The organism is Aeromonas sp. 160P (genome assembly GCF_055193095.1).
Genome location: NZ_JBUXKV010000001.1, coordinates 4,065,854 through 4,080,430, shown reverse-complemented (window position 1 = coordinate 4,080,430; position 14,577 = coordinate 4,065,854). Strand labels below are relative to the sequence as shown.

Genomic DNA, 14,577 nt, shown 5'->3' with positions numbered 1-14,577 from the left:
GATGTGGGGTCTGATCTCCCCGAAAAAGGAGTCCTCATGACCCGTCTTGAAATCTGTATCGACAACCTGGAATCCCTGTTCACCGCCCAGCAATCCGGGGCGGATCGCATCGAGCTCTGCTCTGCACTGGGTCTGGGTGGCCTGACCCCCTCTTATGGCTTTATGCAGCTGGCAGCCCGCCACGCCAGCGTGCCGGTGTACGCCATGATCCGCCCCCGCGCCGGGGATTTTTGCTTCAGCGACGGCGAGTTCGAGATGATGCTGCTGGATATCGCGGCGGCGCGCGCTGCCGGCCTGCAAGGGGTGGTGGTCGGTCTGCTGGATGAGGAGGGGCGGGTACCGGCCGCCAAACTCAAACAGCTGGTGGATGCAGCAGGCCCCTTGGGGGTCACCTTCCATCGTGCTATCGATCTCTCCTCCGACTGGCGCCTCGATCTGGAGACCATAGTCTCTGCCGGTTGCGAGCGCATTCTGAGCTCGGGCCATGCGCCAACCGCGCTGGCGGGGCTGGAAACCCTGCAGGCGATGCAGCAGGCGCTGGCGGGGCGCGCCAGCCTGATGCCGGGGGCCGGGGTCAATGCCGACAACGTGCGCACCATCATCGAGTTCACCGGGGTGAGCGAAGTGCATATGTCCGGCATGGGCTGGCGTGGTGGCATGGTGCCCCATGGTGTGAATATGGGCACCTCGGATGACGGTCGGGTCAATATCACCGATGGTGCCAAGGTGGCGGCAGTATGTGCTTTGTTGGACAAGGCCTGATACGGGCCGCGCGGTGGCATGGTGTCTCTCCATACGGCGTCAATATGGGCACTTCTGACGATGGTCGGGTCAATATTACCGATGGCGCCAAGGTCGCAGCGGTAAGAGCCTTGCTGGACCGCAGTTAAGCAGGATCGCCGCCGATAGGCGGCGATCCTGCTCTTCTTGTGTGAAGTTCCTCCCACTGACGGGGAAATCAGGGGCGCCGCCGGCAGCACCCCGGCCAAAAGTCTGATATTATCCCGCCTCTTTACTACATGGATCTGGAGCAACATCTCAATGTCCCAATACGACTCTATCGAACAGAAGGCCAGCTATGGCATCGGCCGCAACATGGGTGAGCAACTGGCGCAGCAAGCGTTCGCCGGTCTGGATATCCCGGCCCTGCAACAAGGTCTGGCAGATGCCCTGAATGGTCTGGAGTTCGCGGTTAGCCGTGACGATGTCAATGATGCCTTCCAGGTGATCACTGCACGCATGCAGGAAGAGCAGGAAGCCGTTGCCAAGGCCGCAGCTGCCGATGGCGAAGTTTTCCTGGCTGACAACGCCAAGCGCGCCGAAGTGAACGTGACCGACTCCGGTCTGCAGTACGAAGTGATGGTTGAAGGCAACGGTGCCGTTCCGGTAGCCGGTCAGTCCGTGCGTGTGCATTACCACGGTACCTTCACCCACGGTGGCGTATTCGACAGCTCAGTCGCCCGTGGCCAGCCAGCTGAATTCCCGGTAACTGGCGTTATCGCTGGCTGGGTTGAAGCACTGCAGATGATGCCGGTTGGTTCCAAGTGGAAGCTCTACATCCCCCACGATCTGGCCTACGGTGCCCGTGGTGCCGGTTCCATCCCGCCCTACTCTGCACTGGTATTTGAAGTCGAACTGCTGGATATCCTGTGATCCTGCTAGTTTGATGCAAACGGCGACCTTCGGGTCGCCGTTTGTTTTTGGTGCGATTTGATAGACAACATTTGTCGCGGCCAGCGGGCTGGAGAGCAGAAATTGGCAGCTCTTTTGCGCCATTGACTGGTTTTTTCAGCAACGGGAACAGGCATACTGCGACTCATTCGACAGGATAAGGAGAACCCGATGAGCAAGAAGATGAAGAAGGTAGCGGCACTCACCCTGCTGCTGTTGAGTATTCCGGCCAGTGCCGATGCCATGCGCTGCAAGAACGCCCTGATCACCGAGGGTGACACTACCGCCGAGATGTTGCTCAAGTGCGGTGAGCCGATGTTGCGTGAAGAGCTCAACCGCAACGAGGAGAACCAGTTTGGCAACATGGTGCAGGTCAGATATGGCGAACGCTGGACCTACAACTTCGGCAAGAACGAGTTCATGCGCTTCGTCACGGTGCGCAACGGCATCATTACCGACATCGAAAACGGCCCGCGCGGCGACTAGCCGGCGGGCAAAGCATGGATGCACAACAGACAGTAGGGCAAGACCCTTTGACTCACATGTCCAGCAAGGGCTCGTTGTGACCAAGTTGGCTGACGGCCTGATTGATCTGGCGAGCCAGCCTTAACCGCTGGCGGCAGGTCAGGCCATGGATGCTGATCCTGCCGGCGCTGAATTCAAATGTCCCCAGCGACTCGATGGCAAAATAGCCTCGGTGAAAGCTCTTGATGTAGCGAGCGATCTGCCGCGGGGATAACTGCTTGAACACCTTCATCACACGGTTCCCTCATTGCTTGGACAGGGCACACTATGGTGTCAGTCGATGACACTGAGATGACGGTTTGTAAAGATTTGCATGAATCCTCATTCTGGCGACGGGAGCCAGAAAAGGGCTGCCCCGACAGAAAAAGTAGTGCCATGACAACGGGCTGCACCGATATACTGCGGGTTTGAATGGAACGAACAAAAGGGTCTGCGCGTGGAATGGGTTGATGTGGTGGACGGCAATAACCGGGTGATTGGCGTGGCCGAGCGAGCCAAGGTGCGGCGGGAGAATCTCTGCCATCGCGCCAGCTATATTCTGGTGCTCGACGACGCGGATCGGATCCTGGTGCAGCGACGCACCCTCAGCAAGGATTTCTGCCCCGGCATGCTGGATGCCTGCGCCGGTGGTGTGGTCACTACCGGTGAGGAGATGGAGCTCTCCGCCCGGCGCGAGCTGGCCGAGGAGCTGGGGATTGCCGATGTTCCCCTGCAGGGATTTGGCAGCTTCTACGCCGAAGGGGAGGGTTATCGGGTTTGGGGCGGCCTTTTCAGTTGCCGCTATCAGGGGCCGGTGCAGTTGCAGGCCGAAGAGGTGAGTGCGGTGCACTGGATGAGCCTGGCCGAGATTGCCGAGCGCGCCGCTGAATTTACCCCAGACTCCCTGCTCGCCATCGCCAGCTGGCAGGCGAGACGCTGATACGATTCAGATAGTCTCCTCGCCAGAGACAAGACGGGCAGCCTGATGGCTGCCCGTTTGCATTTTTGCATCTGTGCATGTCTGCATCGCTGTGGGTTGCTACACCAGCTTGAGGCACCGGTTGGTGCGCCCGCACCCGCTGGGTTTGGCGAGCCAATGGCCTTGCCAGTCGGTGACCAGCCGCAGCAGGGGGTACTCCAGATCGAGCCTTGTCACCACCAGTTGGCCGATTTCGTCGCCGCTCACCGGTTCGCCGCTAGCCAGATCGACTATCTCGACGATGCAGCTCTCGTTGACGATAAAGCCCTGACCGGGTTGGCTCTCGTAGGCCACCACCCCCACATCCTGCCATACCAGACAGTTGAGGGCCGCGATGCCGTGAATGGCGCGCAGCGGCGCAGTTTCAGGATGGGTGGCCTCGCACAGCAGGGCGCGGCGCAGCGAGTCGCTCGGGATCTCCGCCGCTTCGGCCGCCTCCAGCAGGTCGAGCAGGGTCACCAGCGGGCCGACGTAGCTGGTGGGCTGATAGCGCAACAGCGCTTCCAGCTGGCGCTGGGTATCGTGTGGCCCGCAGGGCACCACGGGAGCCCCCAGCTGACGGGCACCGTTATCGAAGATAAAGGCGGTGGGGCCAGCGTGATAGTCGTGGCCGTTGAGCATCACCTCCCCCGCCTTGAAACCGGCGGCAAACAACGCCCGGGCGGCGCCCCACCAGTCTGCCCCGGCATACTCGGGGATGGCCAGCTGGCCCGGACAGGAGAAGACCCGCAGCGCCTGACTGGCCGGACGGCCGGTGAGACCGGCAAAGGGGGGATGAGCCTGCTGGGCAGCAAACAGCTCTTTGCTGTCGAGCAGCGGCAGGGTGGCCAGCTCTGCCAGATCCTCGAGGCGACACTGGCGATAGGCGCTGGAGTAACCGGCGCAGTATTGACTGACATGGGTAAGCTGATGATTGAGCTGGTCCAGTTGCTGCTGTTCGCGCATGGTGGTGGGGCGAATTTCCAGACCATCGTAGTAGTGTTGCATGGGGCCTCCTGGCGCCGTGAAACCTGCTCAAGAGTAGTCTGCCCAAGGGAAAAATGCCTGCCGCCATCCGTGGCCCTGCTCCGTGTACCGGTTAGGCGGCGTCATCACGCTGAGATAAACTGGCCACTTTCCACCACGACTCAGGACGAGAACCCATGATTGCTGTAGGACAACCCCTGCCTGCGGGCGAATTTACCTTTATCACCGCCGAGGGCAAGCCGCTGCGGGATAGCCACACGCTATTTGCCGCTAAAAAAGTGGTGCTGTTTGCGGTACCCGGCGCTTTTACTCCGACCTGCTCCAATGCCCATCTGCCCGGCTATGTGGTGCTGGCCAATCAGTTGATGGCCAAAGGGGTGGATGCTATTTGTTGCCTCTCGGTCAACGACGCCTTCGTGATGCGGGCTTGGCAAGCGGCCCAGAATGCCGAGGCGATCACCATGTTGGCGGACGGCGATGGCAGCTGGACCCGGGCGTTGGGTCTGGCCAAGGATACCGGCGCTTTTGGCGGCATCCGTGCCCAGCGCTTTGCGTTGATCGCCAACGATGGTGTGGTCGAGCAACTGTTTGTGGAGGCGCCCGGCAAGTTTGAGGTCTCAGATGCCGCGAGCCTGCTGGCTGCGCTGTGAAATGTTAATCGTGGTTTGATTTTTCCTTGAAATGGGAGATCTGCCCGTTACACTGGGCCACATGTGTGAAAGGAGCCAGGCCAAGAGTCTGGCTCTGCTATTTTCTGGCGATGGGATGGAGAGATTATGACCCTGGCTTTTGTTGCCCTGATTGCCGGACTGGCGCTGCTGGTCTGGAGTGCTGACAAGTTTGTGGATGGCGCTGCGGCGACCGCCCGTTATGCGGGTATGCCGCCGCTGCTGATCGGCATGGTGATCATCGGTTTTGGCACCTCGGCCCCCGAGATGGTGGTCTCGGCACTGGCCGCCTCACAGGGTAATCCCGGGTTGGCGCTCGGTAATGCCTATGGTTCCAACATCACCAATATCGCGCTGATCCTGGGTCTGACTGCCCTGATCAGCCCGATCGCGGTCGCCTCTCAGGTGGTGCGCAAGGAGATCCCGATCCTGCTCGGCATTACCCTGCTCTCCGGCGCCCTGCTGCTCGATGGTCATCTGGGGCGGATGGATGCGGCCATTCTGGGTGTGGCGTTTGTTGGTCTGATGGGCTGGTCAATTTGGGCTGGCATGAGGGGCAAGGGGGATGCGCTGGACGCGGAGACCGCCGAGGATATCGAGAGCGAGGGGATGTCCCTCAAGCGCGCCATTGTCTGGCTCATTGTCGGGTTGGTGCTGCTGATCGGCGCCTCCCGTTTGCTGGTATGGGGCGCGGTGACCATCGCTCAGGCATTTGGCATCAGTGATCTGGTGATTGGTCTCACTATCGTTGCCATCGGTACCTCGCTGCCAGAGCTGGCCTCATCGCTGATCGCTATTCGCAAGAACGAGCACGACCTGGCGCTGGGCAACGTGATCGGTTCCAACCTGTTCAATACCCTGGCGGTAGTGGGGATTGCGGCGGGTATTCACCCGCTCGACGTGGCACCGGAGGTGCTGACTCGTGACTGGACCGTCATGATGGGGCTGACCCTGTTGCTGCTGGTGATATGTCTGGGCCGCAAGGGACAAGGCCGCATCAACCGGCTGGAGGGGGGCGTGCTGCTGAGCTGCTTCGTCGCCTATACCGGCTGGCTGCTGACCAGTCAGTTTATCTGACCGGTGCCGATGAAATGAGAGAGGGGGAAGCTCAAGCTTCCCCCTCTTGTTTTTGCTCGGTGAGCGGGTTAGTTGGTGAGCTGCTCGCTCAGGCAACCGCCACCAGCTTTTGCCCCTTTTGGCTGCTGTCCAGAATCAGGATGCTCGCCTTGGGGAAGAAGTTGAAGGTGGATGCCGATGCCCAGGTGTAGGCACCCATCACACGGCCAATCACCAGCTCGCCGATAGCCAGATCCGGCAGCATGATGCCATCGCGGATCACATCCACGCTGTCGCAGGTGGGGCCGGAGAGCACCGAGTTGTGCTGCTCGCCACTGGCATAGGGGGTGCTCACCGGATAGGTGACGTGGTCATAGAGCTGGCCGTTGTAGCTGCCGTAGAGGCCGTCATCCAGGTAGTACCAGATCTTGTCGCCGCGGTGGGCCTTGCCCATCACGCTGGCCACCGAGGTCATGGCCGGTGCGCTGATAAAGCGGCCCGGCTCGGCAATTTTCTGCACGGTTGCGGGCAGCTTGGCCAGCGCCTCGCGGATCGGCGCGCAGAAGCCGTCGATATCAAACTCGCCGCCATCATAGTCGACCGGGAAGCCGCCGCCGATATCCAGTACCCAGGGCTTGAGCCCGAGATCCCAGGCCTGCTCCATGATCTCGCGGCAGGCATCGATAGCCTGTACATGGCGCCGTGAGTGGGGCACCTGAGAGCCGACGTGGAACGACAGTCCCATCACCTTGAGCCCCTTGGCGTGAGCCAGCTGCAACAGTGGCAGGGCTTGCTCCGGGGTGCAGCCGAACTTCTTGGAGAGATCGACCTTGGTTTCCGGGTTGGGGAAACTGACCCGCAGCAGCAGTTTCACTTCGTCCTTGTAGGGAATGAACTTCTCCAGCTCCAGCGGGTTGTCGTAGACAAATACGGTACAGCCGAACTCCAGCGCATAACGGATATCGCTGTCGCGCTTGATGGGATGGGTATGAATGCAACGTCCCGGGCGAACCCCCTGACTGCGCACCAGATCCACTTCGCCATTGGTGGCGAGATCGAAACAGGCCCCCTCTTCTTGCAAGACAGAGACCACCGCCTCGTGGGGAAGGGGTTTGAGCGCATAGTGCAAGCGCACATTGGGCAGGGCAGCAGCCAGCGCCCGATACTGTTTGCGGACCGCTGCCTTGTCGAGCAGCAGCAGGGGGGAGCCGAATTGTTCAACCAGCTGACGGTAATCTTGTGCGACCACATCTTTTGCAACCACATCTTTTGCAACCAGAGTCTCGTTCATTCTCTTTTGGTCATCCTTAGGGGGCGTGATATGCCCAAGCCATATGCGATTGAACCGGCGACGGCCGGGTCAGGCGAGTGGTCCGGTGGGACCAACCGAACACAGTGCATAAATAGATGGCAAAGTGCTTGGTTATGCGCCGAATTATCGGCTTATTGATTCTGTGTGCAAGCATTTTGATTGGATATGTCGGCAAGATTTTCTTGGCGAAACGAGAGAGCGCACTGCTCTCTATCCGGCAGGATTCCCATTCGGAGCACGCATCACTCATTTACCCTTAACCTATTGATAGTTAACTAAGGTTTAACATTTTTGCCGGGGCTCAGCCTGCCGCTTAAAAAATACCAGTGGGGGTTTTCAAGTGCGAGACAGCTCACATTTTTTGGATTAACATGCCCGCTTCCTAATCCAAACTAGTTCGGATGAAGGTAGCAGGAGAGCGATGGGGGACCATCCACCGAAGAAGTAAATCTTTCAGGTACCGGGCAACCGGTGTGGACTGCTGCTGGACGATACTCTGGAGAGACCCGTTAGATCGGGCGCCGAAGGAGCAAGGCACCATGACGACCCGCAAGGGCAGACTGGTGTCGGAAACTCTCAGGCAAAAGGACAGAGGGGATGGGATGGTTGTACCTGAGCTTGGAACTGTTCACGATCTGTAACGAGAGGTCGTCAGCAAGGTAAAGAGCAGCGCAGGAACCGGAGTGTATGTGAATACATGAGCCTCTTGGTCCCACATAAGCGAGCTGCACATGAGCCTTGATCAGTAAGAGTGTGAACAAGTTCCTGGCCTGCATCCGATCGCCTCTGGCCGATCGCGACACCTATGGGAAGATCATCCTTCTCCTCCTTAATCTTTGTTTTTTAAGGAGGATGCATGTCATCAATTCAATCGGCGTTAACCGCCATCGATAGCTTTATCTGGGGTCCGCCCCTGCTGATCCTGCTGGTCGGGACCGGTATCTATCTCACCCTGCGTCTGGGTCTGCTTCAGGTAGTGCGCTTGCCGCTCGCCCTGCGGTTGGTGTTTGGCCGCGATCAGGGTCAGGGCAAGCAGGGGGATGTCTCCAGCTTCGGCGCCCTGTGCACCGCCCTCTCTGCCACCATAGGTACCGGCAACATTGTCGGGGTTGCCACCGCCATCAAGCTGGGGGGCCCGGGTGCCCTGTTCTGGATGTGGATGGCGGCGCTGTTTGGCATGGCCACCAAATACGCCGAGTGTCTGCTGGCGGTCAAATACCGCGAACAGGATGCCAACGGCCAGATGGCGGGCGGCCCCATGTACTATCTGGAGAAGGGGCTGGGCTCCAAGCCGCTCGCCAAGCTGTTTGCTCTGTTTGGCATCGGCGTGGCCTTCTTCGGCATCGGTACCTTCCCGCAGGTCAACGCCATCTCCGACGCCATGAGCCTCTCCTTCTCGGTGCCCCGTGAAGTGACCGCCGTGGTGCTGACCCTGATCGTGGCGCTGGTGACCCTGGGGGGGATCAAGTCTATCTCCAGCGTGTCGAGCAAGGTGGTGCCCTTCATGGCCATCTTCTACATCGTCGCCTGTCTGGGGGTGCTGGTGAACAACGCCAGCGCCTTGCCCGATGCCGTTATGCTGGTGATCGAGAGCGCCTTTAGCGGCCATGCGGCGACCGGCGGCTTCGTCGGCGCCAGCATCATGCTGGCGATCCAGTCCGGGGTGGCGCGGGGGGTCTTCTCCAACGAGTCGGGTCTGGGATCTGCGCCCATCGCGGCGGCGGCGGCCAAGACTGACTCCTGCGTCGAGCAGGGGCTGGTCTCCATGACCGGCACCTTCATCGACACCATCATCATCTGCACCATGACCGGCCTGACTCTGGTGGTGACCGGGGTATGGGGTGGTGACTTGAGCGGCGCCGCCATGACCAGCGCCGCTTTTGCCCAAGGATTGGATGCCCATGTCGGCCAGTATCTGGTGAGCATTGGTCTGCTGTTCTTTGCCTTTACCACCATCCTTGGCTGGAACTACTACGGCGAGCGCTGTACCGAGTACCTGTTCGGGGTAAGGGCGATCAAGCCCTACCGCTTTATCTATCTGGCACTGGTGGCGAGCGGTGCTTTTCTCCATCTGGATATGATTTGGTTGCTGGCCGATATCGTTAACGGCCTGATGGCGGTGCCCAACCTCATCGGCCTGATTGGCCTGCGTCATGTGGTGATCGCCGAGACCCGCGCCTACTTTAGTCGCGAACAAGATGGTGAAGCCGAACCGGAGCCGCAGACGGCCTGAACGCCTCAGCCCGTTTCACGTTCGCCTTGAAAAGAACAAGCCACGACTCCGGTCGTGGCTTTTTTGTGCGCTATCTCTGGATGGGTACTTTCCCTCTTCCTTAGGGATAAGATCAGGATGAGGAGGATAGCCCCTCGCTCAGCAGGCTATCCAGACGTGCTCGCACTTTCTCTACCAGTGCCTGATCGCTACCGCGCCAATCGATGCAGCTTGCCAGCGTGGTGGAGGTGCCGGGGACAAAACGGAGTTCGCCGCCCGCCAGCTCGTAGAAGCGGCTCGCCATTCTGGTTCCCTCATCCACATCACCCGCCACCAGCAGCATGGCTTGTGCCAGCACGGCACCCTGGTGATCCTGCCCCGGCGCCCCCAGCAGCCGGTAGTAGTGGGCGAGATCTGTGGTGGTACGGGGCAGCAGCAGGGATAGGTTGAGAATGCCCGCGCCGTGGGGCACGGCGGTGCCGCCGCTGTCGCGCACATGCACCGGCCAGCCTTCGGCTGCCAGCTGTTTGCAGGCGGCTGCGTAACGGGGCAGCCGGGTGTCCTTGCGGGTGACAATCAGGCATCGGGGTGCCTGCCAGAGGTGAGCGCGGGGCTGGCCGTCACGGGCACAGTCGCGCAGCCAGTGCTGCTCCCCGGCCAATATCTGGGCGGGGGAGCAGGTGTTTGGGAGGGTGGGGAGCAGGGCATAGGGCATGGTGACATCCTCGGGCAAGCGCTGCCAGCACACTACCCGTGGCCGTAGGCAAGGTAAAGCCCGCCGCGTGCCTGTCTGTTGATCATCATTGGCGTTTAAGAGACCGGCTGGGGGGCAGAACGGGCGATACAGCAAGGTGCCCCGCTACGATGCAGACCACCTGGATTGACCAAGAAAAGGGTGTTTGAATGGCGATCTGCCCTATCCCGAGCAATGCACTCGCGCAAAAAAAAACTCCCCACCGAAGGGGTGGGGAGTTGGGTATAAGCGACAGCGCCGAAGCGGGGTTGCTGATTAGTTGCGGTTGCCGCCAAGCAGGCTCAGCAAGCTCAGGAAGATGTTGTAGATAGAGACATACAGGGTGACGGTCGCAGAGATGTAGTTGGTCTCGCCACCGCGCACGATCTGCTGGGTAGTCAGCAGGATGGCACCAGAGGAGAACAGCATGAACATGGCAGACAGCGCCAGGCTCAGGGCACTCATCTGCAGGAAGATGTTGGCAACCATGGCCACCAGCAGCACCCAGAAACCGACGAACAGCATGCCGCCGATAAAGGAGAGGTCACGCTTGGTAGTCAGGGCATAAGCCGACAGACCGAAGAAGGTGAGCGCGGTGCCGCCAAGGGCTGTCATCACGATTTCGCCACCGCCATTGTTCATGTACATGTTGATGATCGGGCCCAGGCTGTAGCCCATCAGACCGGTCAGGGCGAAGGTGAATACCAGACCCATGCCGTTATTCTGGTTTTTCTGAGTCAGGAACATCAAACCGTAGACGCCGATCAGGAATACGGCCCAATGCAGCGGCGGCATGTTCATCACAGTAGCGACCCCTGCCACTACGGCAGAAAAGCCCAGAGTGAGGGAGAGCAGCATATAGGTGTTACGCAGCACCTTGTTGGTATCACGTACGGCACTTTGGGTGCCAGTGAAGATAGAACGGGTATCCATCTTGGGTGTCCTCTTGATGTCCGGGTGAGGCGGCGAGCGGCCGTCTCGTGATCGCTGTTTGTTACCGCTTGTTATACGCATTGTATGTAGAACAAATAGGGATGACGAGGAACAATTTCAAGCCACCTGCCATTTTGCTCCCGCACACTATCCCATAGGAAATATGTATTGCATATGAACGGGCCATTGACGTAGTATGCACGCCGTTCGGAGGGGTGGCAGAGCGGCTGAATGCACCGGTCTTGAAAACCGGCGATGGGTGACCATCCGTGGGTTCAAATCCCACCTCCTCCGCCATCTTAAGAGAAGGCCCAAGCGATTCAATCGCTTGGGCCTTTTCGTATCTGCAATTTGGCACATTCTGATGCTTGCCGGTTCAGCTGATGGCGTGCGGGCTATTGCCACTCCCGGTAGCTGGTAAGGCGGTAGCCGTGCTCGGCGATAAGGGCGGGCAGGGACGGGTCGGTCAGGATCGCCAGTTCGTTGAGGCGGGGCTGGCAGTAGGAGCTGCCCTGCATCTCCAGATCGATAAAGGAGGGGTGGCACATGATCTCAAGGGAATTGGCCCCCTGTTCACTGGCTTCATCGAGCAGTTGCAGCAGGTCGGCCCGGGTCAGCTGCGCGCCGTAGAAGCGGTCGTCAAACCGATCGCAGCTTTGCGGGTAGTTGACGGTCAGGCCGTGGCGGGCTATTTCGCCCCTGTCGATGCGAAGGGGCAGGTCATGGGCTTTGGCGAAGGCCTCCACCAGCGGGTAGATAGTCGGCAGCATATGAACATGGTGGTGGCTGTCGATATGGGTCGGTTTTCTGCCTAAGATCGCGACAAAGCGCTGATATTGACTCGCCAGCTCGCCGGATATCTCGGTCAGATCCAGCTCTCCCGCCTCGCTCTTGTGCCAGATCCCCTTGTTGAGCTCGCCCCGTTCGTTCACCAGCGAGGTGAGCGGCGTGAGCGGCTTTCCCCAGCTGAGCATAAAGTGCAGACCGACCGGCAATTCGGGGAATCGCCCGGCCAGCCAGGCGGCGTGTTCGATGGCGGGGGAGGTGACAATTGCAGTGGTGGAGCTGACGACCCCGTGCTCGAACGCCTCCACGATGCCGTAGTTTTGGGCGCGACAGAGGCCGAAATCGTCGGCGTTAATGATCAATCTCTTGCTCATGAGGGTTCCCTTGCGGTTAAGCGCCCCGCCGGTTCGGGCGGGGCGTGTTGGCCTCAGGCGAGGGCGTCGATGGCGGCGGCGAAGTTGGGCAGGTGTTCGCGGTGGGCCAGCAGCAGCTCGCGGGCGACGATGCGTGCATCGTTGTCGGAGTGGATCAGCGGGTTGAGGTTCATCGCCAGCAGCAGGTCGTCAAAGTCACCGCTGATGGCAGCCTTGGCGGCGGCGATCTCGAAGCTCTTGATCAGGTGCACCAGCCCGTTCACCTTGTCGTCAAAGCGGGTGAGACGCGGATGGGGAATAGCGCCGTCACGTCCGATCAGGCAGCTCATCTCCACTGTCCAGTCGGCCGGGATATTGGTGACATGGCCCTGATGGGGCACGATGACGTAGTGCTCGCTCTGCTTGTCGTTGTAGATGGCGCTGATCACCTCGCAGGCCGCATCGGAGTAGTAGGCGCCGCCACGCAGCTCCAGCTCCTTGGGCTTTTCGCACAGCTCGGGGTTCTGATAGAGCTCGAACAGCTTCTTCTCGACCTGTTGCACGACTTGAGCCCGGGCGCCGCCCTTGTAGAACTCGCCCATCTCGATCCCCAGCATCTCTTTCTCCTTGAAGTAGTAACGCAGGTAGGAGCAGGGGAGCAGGCGCAGGCCGCGGATAAAGCCGGGATCGAACGGCAGGCCGAAGATGTTTTTGACCGAGCTGGCACGGGTCAGGCTGCCATCGGCGATCCCTTCCAGCAGCTCGTCAAAGCGGGATTCGCCGTTGACCAGCACATCGCCGATAAAGACCAGATGGTTGAGGCCGAACAAGTCCATGGAGAGGTGATCCCGCTCGGTGAGCTGGAGGGCATCGCGCACAAACATCTGCATGCCGACCGGAATGTTGCACACCCCGATAAAGCGACGGAAGTTGGTATGACGGTGCACCGCTTCGGTCACCATGCCAGCCGGATTGGTGAAGTTAATCAGCCAGGCATCCGGGCAGAGCTCCTCCACATCGCGGATGATGTCGAAGATCACCGGAATGGTGCGCAGCCCTTTGAACAGGCCGCCCGCGCCGTTGGTCTCCTGACCCAGCATGCCGTGGCTCAAGGGGATGCGCTCATCCTTCTCCCGCGCCTGCAACTGGCCGACCCGCAGCTGAGTGGTGACGAAGTGGGCGCCCACCAGCGCCTCGCGGCGATCCAGCGTCTTGTGCAGGGTCATGGGGATGCCTGCCTGGCGGATCATCCGTTGGCAGAGGTCGAAGATGATGTTCAGTTTCTCTTCGCCAGCGGGAATATCCACCAGCCACAGCTCGCTGATGGGCAGCTCGGCATACCGCTTGATGAAACCATCGACCAGCTCGGGGGTGTAGCTGCTGCCGCCGCCTATGGTGACTACCTTGATCTTCTCGCTCATAAATCCCTCTTTCATCGATCTCTATCAGTTTGATGGTGGCCGCTCTGTCATCAGGGTGAGAGGGGCCGCAGCCGCCTGTGGCAGGGGCTGGTCAGGTTCTGTTCTCGGTATTGCAATCTGTTCTATTTACATGGCATTCACTGCCGGCATCAGGCCGGGCTTTCAAATTTCGGGTAGAGGTATTTGCGGTAACTGCCCGGGGTAAACGAGGTGAGCTTCTTGAAGTTTTTGATAAAGAGGCTGACGTCGTTGTAGCCGGTCTCGAAGGCGATATCGGCCACCGAGTTGTTGGTCACCTCCAGCTGCATCTTGGCGTAGTTGATCCGGATCTCGTTGATGATCTGCATCGGCGTCTTGTTGTAGTAACGCCGGGTGGCCCGGGTCAGATACTCCTGGCTCTTGCCACAGAGGGAGACCATGTTGGCCAGCGCATCCTCGGCAAAGAGGGGGCGATCGTGCATCCTCTCCACGGTTTCGTGGAGCCAGAGCGGCAGATCGTCGCTGGCGGAGGTGTCTTTGTAGTGACGCAGCCGGTTCATCACCGCATAGGTCACCACTTCGAGAAATTCGGTCAGTGCCTCTTCCCGAAACCCCGGCGAGACCAGCACCGACTCGATGTAGCTGAGGAACTCGATCTTGAGGGGATAGGCCTGGGAGGCGATAAAGTGTTCCGGCAGCAGGTATTTGAAGTGCTCGTCGAAATAGGTGCGGCTGATCCCGACGTTGAAGATGCGGGTGGTGCCGAACTCGTAGAAGCTCTGATGGCGCGAGCCGATAGGGATAAACACCAGATCCCCCCGTTCCAGCAGCACTCGCTTGCCGTTGACCTCCTGATAGTAACGACCGGTCAGTACCAGGGTGAACTCGTAAAAGTCGTGCTGGTGCAAACCGGTTCCGCTCACCTGTTTGTTGTAGATGAACATTTGGAACGGTTTGTTGTTAAACAGTTCGGTTTCCCGGATTGTTTTGACGCTCATGAGTCG

General features: G+C 59.7%; 15 protein-coding genes, 1 tRNA gene, 1 pseudogene and 2 riboswitches. Of the genes and pseudogenes, 9 read left to right on the top strand and 8 right to left on the bottom strand.

Translation table 11 applies throughout. The features are described 5' to 3' along the window. The first annotated feature begins 36 nt into the window (after positions 1-36). The 4 genes and pseudogenes from ACY8FN_RS18910 to ACY8FN_RS18895 all read left to right on the top strand — a co-directional run bounded on the left by ACY8FN_RS18910 (position 37) and on the right by ACY8FN_RS18895 (position 2,157). Positions 37-762, top strand: a complete 726-nt coding sequence (locus ACY8FN_RS18910; protein ID WP_463100898.1) for a copper homeostasis protein CutC — start codon at positions 37-39, stop codon at positions 760-762. Positions 763-782: 20 nt separating this feature from the next. After that, positions 783-890 (top strand): annotated as a pseudogene (locus ACY8FN_RS18905) (copper homeostasis protein CutC); the annotation flags it as partial. Positions 891-1,041: 151 nt separating this feature from the next. After that, positions 1,042-1,653: an FKBP-type peptidyl-prolyl cis-trans isomerase gene (locus ACY8FN_RS18900; RefSeq protein ID WP_101319157.1), complete on the top strand. Its 612-nt coding sequence runs from the start codon at positions 1,042-1,044 to the stop codon at positions 1,651-1,653. A 189-nt stretch (positions 1,654-1,842) separates the two neighbouring features. After that, positions 1,843-2,157, top strand: a complete 315-nt coding sequence (locus tag ACY8FN_RS18895; RefSeq protein ID WP_101319159.1) for a DUF2845 domain-containing protein — start codon at positions 1,843-1,845, stop codon at positions 2,155-2,157. 52 nt (positions 2,158-2,209) lie between these two features. On the opposite strand, the gene ACY8FN_RS18890 is transcribed toward ACY8FN_RS18895, so the two are convergent. Further along, positions 2,210-2,428: a DUF1107 family protein gene (locus tag ACY8FN_RS18890; RefSeq protein WP_101323911.1), complete on the bottom strand. Its 219-nt coding sequence runs from the start codon at positions 2,426-2,428 to the stop codon at positions 2,210-2,212. Positions 2,429-2,632: 204 nt separating this feature from the next. Here ACY8FN_RS18890 and yfcD point away from each other — a divergent pair, with 204 nt between their 5' ends. Continuing rightward, positions 2,633-3,115 carry an NUDIX hydrolase YfcD gene (gene yfcD / locus ACY8FN_RS18885; protein ID WP_240038562.1) on the top strand — a complete coding sequence of 161 codons (483 nt, stop codon included), beginning with the start codon at positions 2,633-2,635 and terminating at the stop codon, positions 3,113-3,115. A 99-nt stretch (positions 3,116-3,214) separates the two neighbouring features. On the opposite strand, the gene ACY8FN_RS18880 is transcribed toward yfcD, so the two are convergent. Continuing rightward, positions 3,215-4,141, bottom strand: coding sequence for a phenylacetate--CoA ligase family protein (locus ACY8FN_RS18880; protein ID WP_463100897.1), 927 nt, complete (start codon positions 4,139-4,141; stop codon positions 3,215-3,217). A 155-nt stretch (positions 4,142-4,296) separates the two neighbouring features. On the opposite strand from ACY8FN_RS18880, the gene ACY8FN_RS18875 reads away from it, so the two are divergent. Both ACY8FN_RS18875 and ACY8FN_RS18870 read left to right on the top strand, forming a co-directional pair. Continuing rightward, the gene (locus tag ACY8FN_RS18875; protein WP_463100896.1) at positions 4,297-4,770 is read left to right on the top strand and encodes a redoxin family protein; all 474 of its coding nucleotides are present in this window, start codon (positions 4,297-4,299) and stop codon (positions 4,768-4,770) included. 126 nt (positions 4,771-4,896) lie between these two features. Further along, positions 4,897-5,865 carry a calcium/sodium antiporter gene (locus tag ACY8FN_RS18870; protein WP_463100895.1) on the top strand — a complete coding sequence of 323 codons (969 nt, stop codon included), beginning with the start codon at positions 4,897-4,899 and terminating at the stop codon, positions 5,863-5,865. Between the two features lie 88 nt (positions 5,866-5,953). On the opposite strand, the gene ACY8FN_RS18865 is transcribed toward ACY8FN_RS18870, so the two are convergent. Then, positions 5,954-7,135, bottom strand: coding sequence for a type III PLP-dependent enzyme (locus ACY8FN_RS18865; protein ID WP_463100894.1), 1,182 nt, complete (start codon positions 7,133-7,135; stop codon positions 5,954-5,956). A 422-nt stretch (positions 7,136-7,557) separates the two neighbouring features. Beyond that, positions 7,558-7,637, top strand: a riboswitch (glycine riboswitch). A gap of 5 nt (positions 7,638-7,642) precedes the next feature. Continuing rightward, a riboswitch (glycine riboswitch) is annotated at positions 7,643-7,758 on the top strand. Between the two features lie 254 nt (positions 7,759-8,012). Between ACY8FN_RS18865 and ACY8FN_RS18860 the strand changes: the two genes are divergently transcribed. Then, positions 8,013-9,389: an alanine/glycine:cation symporter family protein gene (locus ACY8FN_RS18860; RefSeq protein WP_463100893.1), complete on the top strand. Its 1,377-nt coding sequence runs from the start codon at positions 8,013-8,015 to the stop codon at positions 9,387-9,389. A gap of 112 nt (positions 9,390-9,501) precedes the next feature. Here ACY8FN_RS18860 and ACY8FN_RS18855 read toward each other — a convergent pair whose 3' ends face one another. Next, a complete protein-coding gene (locus tag ACY8FN_RS18855) occupies positions 9,502-10,083 on the bottom strand; it encodes a lipoyl protein ligase domain-containing protein (RefSeq protein ID WP_463100892.1) in 582 nt (193 codons plus the stop codon). Between the two features lie 294 nt (positions 10,084-10,377). Further along, positions 10,378-11,034 (bottom strand): Bax inhibitor-1/YccA family protein, encoded by a 657-nt coding sequence (locus tag ACY8FN_RS18850; RefSeq protein WP_042020141.1) that lies wholly within the window; start codon positions 11,032-11,034, stop codon positions 10,378-10,380. Positions 11,035-11,243: 209 nt separating this feature from the next. On the opposite strand from ACY8FN_RS18850, the gene ACY8FN_RS18845 reads away from it, so the two are divergent. Continuing rightward, a tRNA-Ser gene (locus ACY8FN_RS18845) sits at positions 11,244-11,331 on the top strand. Between the two features lie 98 nt (positions 11,332-11,429). On the opposite strand, the gene chbG is transcribed toward ACY8FN_RS18845, so the two are convergent. The 3 genes from chbG to chbR all read right to left on the bottom strand — a co-directional run bounded on the left by chbG (position 11,430) and on the right by chbR (position 14,571). Next, complete coding sequence (gene chbG / locus ACY8FN_RS18840; protein ID WP_463100891.1) at positions 11,430-12,194, bottom strand: chitin disaccharide deacetylase; 765 nt, start codon at positions 12,192-12,194, stop codon at positions 11,430-11,432. A 53-nt stretch (positions 12,195-12,247) separates the two neighbouring features. Then, positions 12,248-13,594 carry a 6-phospho-beta-glucosidase gene (locus ACY8FN_RS18835; RefSeq protein ID WP_463100890.1) on the bottom strand — a complete coding sequence of 449 codons (1,347 nt, stop codon included), beginning with the start codon at positions 13,592-13,594 and terminating at the stop codon, positions 12,248-12,250. 149 nt (positions 13,595-13,743) lie between these two features. Beyond that, positions 13,744-14,571, bottom strand: a complete 828-nt coding sequence (chbR, locus tag ACY8FN_RS18830; RefSeq protein WP_303843973.1) for a transcriptional regulator ChbR — start codon at positions 14,569-14,571, stop codon at positions 13,744-13,746. Positions 14,572-14,577: the final 6 nt, after the last annotated feature.

Excerpts from the sequence above, each read along its gene's own strand:
- ACY8FN_RS18910 (WP_463100898.1), top strand. The coding sequence starts at position 37 with ATGACCCGTCTTGAAATCTGTATCGACAACCTGGAATCCCTGTTCACC.
- ACY8FN_RS18900 (WP_101319157.1), top strand. The coding sequence starts at position 1,042 with ATGTCCCAATACGACTCTATCGAACAGAAGGCCAGCTATGGCATCGGC.
- ACY8FN_RS18895 (WP_101319159.1), top strand. The coding sequence starts at position 1,843 with ATGAGCAAGAAGATGAAGAAGGTAGCGGCACTCACCCTGCTGCTGTTG.
- ACY8FN_RS18890 (WP_101323911.1), bottom strand. The coding sequence starts at position 2,428 with ATGAAGGTGTTCAAGCAGTTATCCCCGCGGCAGATCGCTCGCTACATC.
- ACY8FN_RS18880 (WP_463100897.1), bottom strand. The coding sequence starts at position 4,141 with ATGCAACACTACTACGATGGTCTGGAAATTCGCCCCACCACCATGCGC.
- ACY8FN_RS18875 (WP_463100896.1), top strand. The coding sequence starts at position 4,297 with ATGATTGCTGTAGGACAACCCCTGCCTGCGGGCGAATTTACCTTTATC.
- ACY8FN_RS18870 (WP_463100895.1), top strand. The coding sequence starts at position 4,897 with ATGACCCTGGCTTTTGTTGCCCTGATTGCCGGACTGGCGCTGCTGGTC.
- ACY8FN_RS18865 (WP_463100894.1), bottom strand. The coding sequence starts at position 7,135 with ATGAACGAGACTCTGGTTGCAAAAGATGTGGTTGCAAAAGATGTGGTC.
- ACY8FN_RS18860 (WP_463100893.1), top strand. The coding sequence starts at position 8,013 with ATGTCATCAATTCAATCGGCGTTAACCGCCATCGATAGCTTTATCTGG.
- ACY8FN_RS18855 (WP_463100892.1), bottom strand. The coding sequence starts at position 10,083 with ATGCCCTATGCCCTGCTCCCCACCCTCCCAAACACCTGCTCCCCCGCC.
- ACY8FN_RS18850 (WP_042020141.1), bottom strand. The coding sequence starts at position 11,034 with ATGGATACCCGTTCTATCTTCACTGGCACCCAAAGTGCCGTACGTGAT.
- chbG (WP_463100891.1), bottom strand. The coding sequence starts at position 12,194 with ATGAGCAAGAGATTGATCATTAACGCCGACGATTTCGGCCTCTGTCGC.
- ACY8FN_RS18835 (WP_463100890.1), bottom strand. The coding sequence starts at position 13,594 with ATGAGCGAGAAGATCAAGGTAGTCACCATAGGCGGCGGCAGCAGCTAC.
- chbR (WP_303843973.1), bottom strand. The coding sequence starts at position 14,571 with ATGAGCGTCAAAACAATCCGGGAAACCGAACTGTTTAACAACAAACCG.